Below are 6,773 nucleotides of genomic sequence, written 5' to 3' on the forward strand. Positions count from 1 at the left end.
TCAAATTGTACAAGCGATCGCCCCGATACAATAATAAAACCGACAGAATCAAGCCTAATTTGGGGCTGGCGAATTCCCTCTAGAATGGCTGCATTTAAAGCAGTTTCTATCTGCAATTCTTCAGCTAATGCATTATCCCAACTTTGCTGATTCAGACGCAGCCGTAATTGTTCTACTCTATTGGCTAATTTCTTTTCGGCGACTTTAGCACAACTTTGGCATAAGTCAATAAAATCGGGACGATTAGAGAGTAATTCCGAAGAAGTATTACGCACTTGATAGCAGAAATTTTGCCATTTACTAGGATCAACAAAATCGTCAATAATTCCTAAGCGCTCTTTTGCTAGATTGTAATCTCGTCCCTGATTGTTGTTTTTATCTTTATATGGACGTTGCAGAATGCTTAAGAGTGCTTTATCTTCAACAGTGCGTATTGGCTCCTTGCGACCATCAACATAGATAGTTTCTATAATTGGTGGAAATAGAGCATCGACACGTCGCTGCAAGTTTTTGAATTGAGAATTATCTAGTTTGTTATCTAGTAAAACTTGTTTGGCAATTTTTAAATTTGCCTCGACTACATAATTGCATTGGAAACCAAACCACTCCTTCCCTTCTTTAGAGTCCCAAGATGCATCAGTGCGCCACATCGCAAAGGCTTCACCCCGGTCATCCCAGTTTATATAGTTCCAGAGTGCTTCAATAAATCCTTCCCCAACTCGAAAGAGTTTAATACCAGGATTCTGGTTTGCTACCCTGCGATTATAAGCACCAAATTGGTCTAGGGAACTCTCAGCAAAACGGTTTTTTAAGTCATTTATGGGAACCAATGTCCGCGTTGAGGGTTGATAACGTCGCATCTCTGATGAATCTGGATTATTCAGTCCTCTGAATCCCAATGCATCACAAATCCAGCCTTCAATTGCTCGTTTAATTTCTAAATGACAAGCATCGTAATTATCTAGTTCTTGAAAATACTCGGTGGCAATTTCATCGTTGGCATCAATTTCATCTAGAGCATTTTGTTCACTAATTTTTGCTATTTCAGTTTCAATTTGCTCTTGAATTGGCGGAATCATCTCTAGCAATCCAGCAGCACCTGATTTAAACAAAACTGTTTCTAATTCTGCAAGTTTTTCATCTACATAAAACTGGAGACTGGCAATTGATTGTTGGAATATACCAAACCCATCTTTCAATACTTTATACCAAGCATTGTGAGGGCTATCTTCCAAGTAGGGGCCAATTAAGGCACTAGATTGGATACCAATTTTACTGCCAATGCGGTCAAGTCTGCCAATTCTCTGCTCTAATTGATTAGGCGACCAAGGAAGGTCAAAATGAATTAACCAATCGGCAAACTGGAGGTTACGCCCTTCTTCTCCAGAGCGATCGCATACTAAAATAAAGCAGTTTGGGTTATTCTTGAACCTATTTAAGCCTTCCTCAACCTTGTCTGGTGATTCTCCAAATTGATGGCTGGCTACTGTCTCTGCGCCAAAGGTATCAGATAAATACCGGACAATTTCGCCGCAAGTTTGCACAAAACTGGTAAATACAACAAATTTGGGCAGAATATCACCAGTAATTGGTCTTTTAATTCTCTGTTGTATCCTGGTGATAAATTCCTTTTGATTCTTCCGAACGTTTGCGGGAATTTTAAAGTATGTACCTAACTGATTCAGCAGTACTGTTTTCAAATTTTCCGTCCGTTGTCCGTCCTCTTGAGGTTGACGAATAATTTTTAGCAACGATTGCAGAATCTCTTCTTCGCCTGAGAATTTGGGGGTTGTAGTTAATAGGCGAACATCATCTTCTTTAAACTCCTGGATGAGTTTAGCATGAGGCTTACCAGTTAACCGAGCGTTAATTACCTGCTCTAAAATGCCTAACCAAGTACCAGCAGCTAGGAATAATAACAGAAAAATTCGCTGATATTGCTTGTCACCAGGAGCAACACTACGCCATTGATTGAGCAGTTCGTGGATATCAAGCGATCGCTCGTCTAAATCATACTCTTCTTTGGGCGTAAAGTTGCGGTCAAATATCACATCTTCTACCGCAGCGCGACGGTTACGAAGCATTCGGCGGTGTAGTCGATAGGTATCGCTGACGTGGACGCGAATCGCTTGGAGGATTTGCTCTTGTTCAGTAGAATTTGCTGGTAAATTTTCTAAATCATCCGCCAGCTTCAGTAAATACTCATCCTCAGCAAAGAGATTTCGTAGTTGCTGCAAGTTGCTTTTGAGGACAAGAGGTTCCACACCTTCTTTAAAAGAAAGCAGAACTTTGCCAACTTGCTGACGACTTTCAACTTTGGCGCGAAAACCTTCTAAATCACCAATTTTATAGGTTGTCGGGTCCAGCAAGTGCAACATAGCCAGAAAATCTTGCTCATGATTGAGAACAGGAGTGGCAGATAATAAAAGTAAGCGATCGCTTTTATGAGCAAGTTCTTTGCAAGTCTGAAAACGCTGGCGCATTGCCGCATCCTTAGAGGTTGCCATTGCTGCGATATGATGGGCTTCATCTAAAATTAAGCAGCCTATCTTCGCTTTCAGGTTGATTTTATGGATATCTTCAACCGCCAGCACCGCCACCCGTTTGCCAAAATGGGAAATGTAAAACTTGTTTTCTAACTCAAGCCGCCATTGTTTGAGCAAATATTGCGGAACTAATATCACCGCATTTTTTTTCGGTTCATCCAGAAGGAATTGACGCAGAATCGCACCCGCTTCGATGGTTTTTCCCAGTCCCACCTCGTCTGCTAGCAAGTAGCGTTGAATTGGGTCTTCCAGTACCCGCCGCACAACTTCAACTTGGTGAGGATAAAGATTGATATTTGCCGAAATCAGTCCCGTCATCCCGCGACTGACAGCGCGTTGCTTAATCAAGGATTTGACGAAGGCCAATCTTTTGTCGTGGAAGTAAGGCGTTTCGTGACCCTTCATCGCCAGAGTTTCGATGGGGTCAGTGTTTGGGAGATTACAACGAACGTAAATGTCTTCTTCACTAGCGATCGCAGTTTTCTTATCTGGTAAATCAATTTGATACATTTCTGTATCTTCATCCCAGATGAAAACTCTGCCAACTATCCATTTATCCTGCGTTTGGGACTTAATATAGCATCGAGCCTGGGGTTCAAGCCTGACCTCAGAGAGAGAACTTAAAGGTAAAGTTTTTTGCAGACGTTGCCCTATAGAGCAGAAATACTCAACGTTCGCATTGGCATCAGATATTTCCGTAACTTTTCCTATACCCAAATAGTTATTCTGGGACTGTACCAATAAACCGAGCTTAATCATAGATCCAGTCCCCTGAACACATTAAAAGAACCTTCCAGACTAGTTTGTTCACCTATATCTGGCAGTTTTGTCGATCAACATTATAGATAATAAACTGGCATCACAGCTTTTTGTTATAGCGATCGCCATAGCCCAATAGTTTTAAGTTAAGGGGGAAAGGGTTTAAATTCACCTTTATCCCAAGCCCAGTAACCTTTTTCAGACCAAAAGGAAGATTGTTAGGCTTATCCGAAAAGTATTGCACAACAGCCAATTAGTAAAATCAGCCCAAACGTTGATTTTCGTTCAAAAAGTTTACCTTAAGCAGTAGGATTTTTAAATGCAGGGGGACGCATTAGCATTGTCAGGCAACACAATGGCATTGTCAGGCGACGCATTGGCATTGCATTGCAGGGTATTGCCAAATTTAATTCACTATGAATTAATGAAATACTACTGTATTTAGCTGATTATGTGCTGCAACAGATTCACCCTTTGGCTTGATAACGGCACGATACAATTAAAGTAATGTGGTTTTATTTACTATGAAAAAAATCAGAGACAACACAATTAAGTTAAATCAATATTTAAAGTTGATGGGTATAGTGCCAAGTGGAGGACAAGCCAAGCTGATGATTCAAGGTGGCGATGTCCAAGTCAACGGTATGCTAGAAACCCGACGAGGGCGGCGACTAGTGCCAGGTGATAAAGTGACAATAGAAGGAAAGACTTTAGAGGTGAATTTGGATAACAATGAAGACCAAGACTTAGTAATAGATTTTACCGAACAAACCGAGTAAATGATTTTTATCCTAAATCGAAAAGTTCTTCTTTTACCTTGTGAGTAATGCTGCAAATTTCCAACAAAGTTATTATCCCACAGAGTGAGATTGAAATTAGTGCGATTCGTTCGCAAGGAGCGGGAGGCCAAAATGTAAATAAGGTTTCCACAGCTATTCACTTGCGATTTGATATTGCTGCTTCATCATTACCCGATTATTATAAAGAACAGCTTTTAAAGTTGAACGATCGACGCATCACCCAGGACGGAGTTGTTGTAATCAAAGCGCAGGAACACCGAAGCCAAGAGAACAATCGGGAGTCAGCTTTGAAACGACTTCAAGAACTCATTCAAAGCGCAGTTGTTGTGACGATAAAACGCAAACCCACGAAGCCAAGTCGCAGTTCGCAAAGAAAGCGCCTTGACTACAAAACTAAGCGCGGACAGGTTAAGTCTAACAGAGCGGAAGTGACAGATTATTGATTTATAAACTTAGACTTTGGTGCTCAATTTTATTGCAAAATCTTACCAGAGAACTAAGACTAATTCCTTCTATTGACTGTGGTCAATGTCATTACTTAACTGGTTAGGTTGAGAGTAGCAACTATTAAAGGTGAAAAAGATGAATAAGACATTACTAACGATTTTGATGCTTTCGCTCTTACTCTTATTCATCATCTCTCCCTTTGCTGCCCTTGCTAGTTTAATGATGATAGTGTTTGTTTCGGCGTTTTTCTCTTTACTAGGAAACTTGTTCCAAGTAATAATTGGTGGTAACACCGATCCTAAAGGGTCTTGACAACTATTGTGATGTTACACCAAAAAGCCGCCTGCAACCTGCGATCGCTTTGGCGGCTTTCTTATTTACACTCGCTACAAGCGGCAAACTTTGAGCTTAAAAATCAATTTTCATTTTAAAAGAGATGCTACCAACTCGATTGATTGTCTCACTGTCAGCAAGAACTTCCCAGCCAAATCGTTTATATAAACCCACGGCTGGATTTGTCGCTCTGGTACTAAGTGATATTGATAGATAAGATGTTTTAGCTGTTGCTAACAAATGTGTGAGTAACTGCGTTCCTATACCTTTATTTCTATATTGAGGAAGAATGGCAATAGCTAGTTCAGGGGTTTGATCATCAACATAGCCATATCCTTTATTTTCACCTGTAAATAAACGCAGCCATGCCGCTCCTAGTGGTTGATTACTACTTTCTAAAATAGCAATAAAGCCGCTATCATCTTTACGTCCCCAATCTTTAACATATTTTTCCAAATCAGGATTATTCATTGCATCCTGCACCGTTAAATTACCTTCTTCTACCAGGTGAGCTGCTTCGTAAAGCATTTGCCAAAGAAAAGGCTCATCTTGCTGTGTAAGTGGACGAATAGAATAATCCATAACTCATGCCCCAAAGTCCGCTTTTGTAAAATTTAAGATAATTTACTCAGCGGTGTGGCTAAACCGTCAATGCTGACAAGATTTTTCTGCTGTTGATATTCTCGAACTCCCTCTTCGCCTTTTTTACTAGCCCAGTTTACTAAAGTCTGGCGCTCACCTTGATATTCATAGAGTGGTACGCCAAAACCACAGGCAGTCTGTATTTTATCAATGTCGGCGACGATAATTTGACGAGTTCCAGGCATCGGCACAAACAAAGAGTATAGGGAGTCCCAATCTGGAGAACTCGATAAAATCGTCTTTCCTTGACCGTAAAGACGTAATATACAGGCGGGTTCCTCAAAGGCGCAAAACATGAAGGTTATTCGCCCATTTTCTTGCAAATGGGCTGATGTTTCGTTACCACTGCCTGTAAGGTCTAAATAAGCTACTCGTTTGGGAGAGAGGACGCGAAAGCAGCCTAAACCTTTAGGAGATAGGTTAACATGACCCGTAGGACTCAAGGGTGCAGAGCCAACAAAGAAAAGGTGTTGGGCTGCAATGAAGTCTTGGTGTTCCTCAGTAATACAGTCAAAAACTTTAGCCATAGACTGTCTGATATCTATTTACAAATTTCCTATCTTCTCAGCCTATGCTTTACCTAAAAATCTAGCAAGGGTTAACTGTTGATGTTTAAGGGAGTGGGGAGTGGGGAGTTAGGAGTTAGGAGTTAGGAGTTAGGAGTTAGGAGTTGGGAGTGGGGAGTTAGGAGTGCTACCGTTTCATGTATCGACTAGCCATTTGGATGGCATCAGCGATATCGACATCACCATCGCCGTCAGCATCCAAGAAAGAATTCAGTACAGGATTACCGCCAGCTTGGGGATTCTGAGCATTTGCACCTGACTTCAAAAAATTAAGTACCAAAGGTACTGCTAAAGGCAGCAATTGTTGAACTATACCAGCATCCAATCCAGTGCGCCCGGCAGCAACCTGAGCTACCTGTTGTTGTATCTGAGGAGAAAACAGCGAATTCACGGCTTGGGGGTTAGGTGAAGTCCCAGCATATTGATTAACTAGACTTTGTGCGGCTTTATTACCATCTGTGGCTTGCTTTTGTTGTAAAGCAGAACGCACTTGACTACCGACAATTGACAAAACTGATTGGATGGTAGATGGGTCTGCACCTGTACCTTGGCTCATTTGCTGTACACTGCTAACAATACTTCCCAATTGACCTAAGCTGCCCTGTTGATTGGGGTTAGCAACGGCACCAAGAATTTGATCGAAAAGTCCCATAAGTTTCCTCTCTTTGTTCTGAAAAAGC

Annotated in this window: 8 protein-coding genes; 3 read left to right on the top strand and 5 right to left on the bottom strand. The window is 41.3% G+C overall.

Annotated elements, in window-relative coordinates; all coding sequences use genetic code 11:
- A partial coding sequence (gene dpdE / locus VE944_RS24180; protein WP_324983045.1) for a protein DpdE occupies positions 1 to 3,305 on the bottom strand: 3,305 nt, incomplete at its 3' end.
- Positions 3,306 to 3,829: 524 nt separating this feature from the next.
- Between dpdE and VE944_RS24185 the strand changes: the two genes are divergently transcribed.
- Both VE944_RS24185 and arfB read left to right on the top strand, forming a co-directional pair.
- Positions 3,830 to 4,084 (top strand): RNA-binding S4 domain-containing protein, encoded by a 255-nt coding sequence (locus tag VE944_RS24185; RefSeq protein WP_324983047.1) that lies wholly within the window; start codon positions 3,830 to 3,832, stop codon positions 4,082 to 4,084.
- 47 nt (positions 4,085 to 4,131) lie between these two features.
- On the top strand, positions 4,132 to 4,548 hold the full coding sequence (arfB, locus tag VE944_RS24190) for an alternative ribosome rescue aminoacyl-tRNA hydrolase ArfB (RefSeq protein WP_324983050.1): 417 nt from the start codon (positions 4,132 to 4,134) through the stop codon (positions 4,546 to 4,548).
- Positions 4,549 to 4,617: 69 nt separating this feature from the next.
- Here the strand turns inward: arfB and VE944_RS24195 are convergent, their stop codons facing one another.
- Complete coding sequence (locus VE944_RS24195) at positions 4,618 to 4,845, bottom strand: hypothetical protein (protein WP_324983053.1); 228 nt, start codon at positions 4,843 to 4,845, stop codon at positions 4,618 to 4,620.
- Here VE944_RS24195 and VE944_RS24200 point away from each other — a divergent pair.
- Positions 4,836 to 4,958 (top strand): hypothetical protein, encoded by a 123-nt coding sequence (locus VE944_RS24200; RefSeq protein ID WP_324983055.1) that lies wholly within the window; start codon positions 4,836 to 4,838, stop codon positions 4,956 to 4,958. The two genes, VE944_RS24195 and VE944_RS24200, sit on opposite strands and share 10 nt — an antisense overlap.
- A 2-nt stretch (positions 4,959 to 4,960) precedes the next feature.
- Here VE944_RS24200 and VE944_RS24205 read toward each other — a convergent pair whose 3' ends face one another.
- The 3 genes from VE944_RS24205 to VE944_RS24215 all read right to left on the bottom strand — a co-directional run bounded on the left by VE944_RS24205 (position 4,961) and on the right by VE944_RS24215 (position 6,745).
- On the bottom strand, positions 4,961 to 5,467 hold the full coding sequence (locus VE944_RS24205) for a GNAT family N-acetyltransferase (protein WP_324983059.1): 507 nt from the start codon (positions 5,465 to 5,467) through the stop codon (positions 4,961 to 4,963).
- 32 nt (positions 5,468 to 5,499) lie between these two features.
- A complete protein-coding gene (locus VE944_RS24210) occupies positions 5,500 to 6,054 on the bottom strand; it encodes a pyridoxamine 5'-phosphate oxidase family protein (RefSeq protein ID WP_324983062.1) in 555 nt (184 codons plus the stop codon).
- Positions 6,055 to 6,220: 166 nt separating this feature from the next.
- A complete protein-coding gene (locus VE944_RS24215) occupies positions 6,221 to 6,745 on the bottom strand; it encodes a DUF937 domain-containing protein (RefSeq protein ID WP_324983065.1) in 525 nt (174 codons plus the stop codon).
- Positions 6,746 to 6,773: the final 28 nt, after the last annotated feature.

This window comes from Nostoc sp. (assembly GCF_035638895.1).
Lineage (GTDB): Bacteria > Cyanobacteriota > Cyanobacteriia > Cyanobacteriales > Nostocaceae > Nostoc.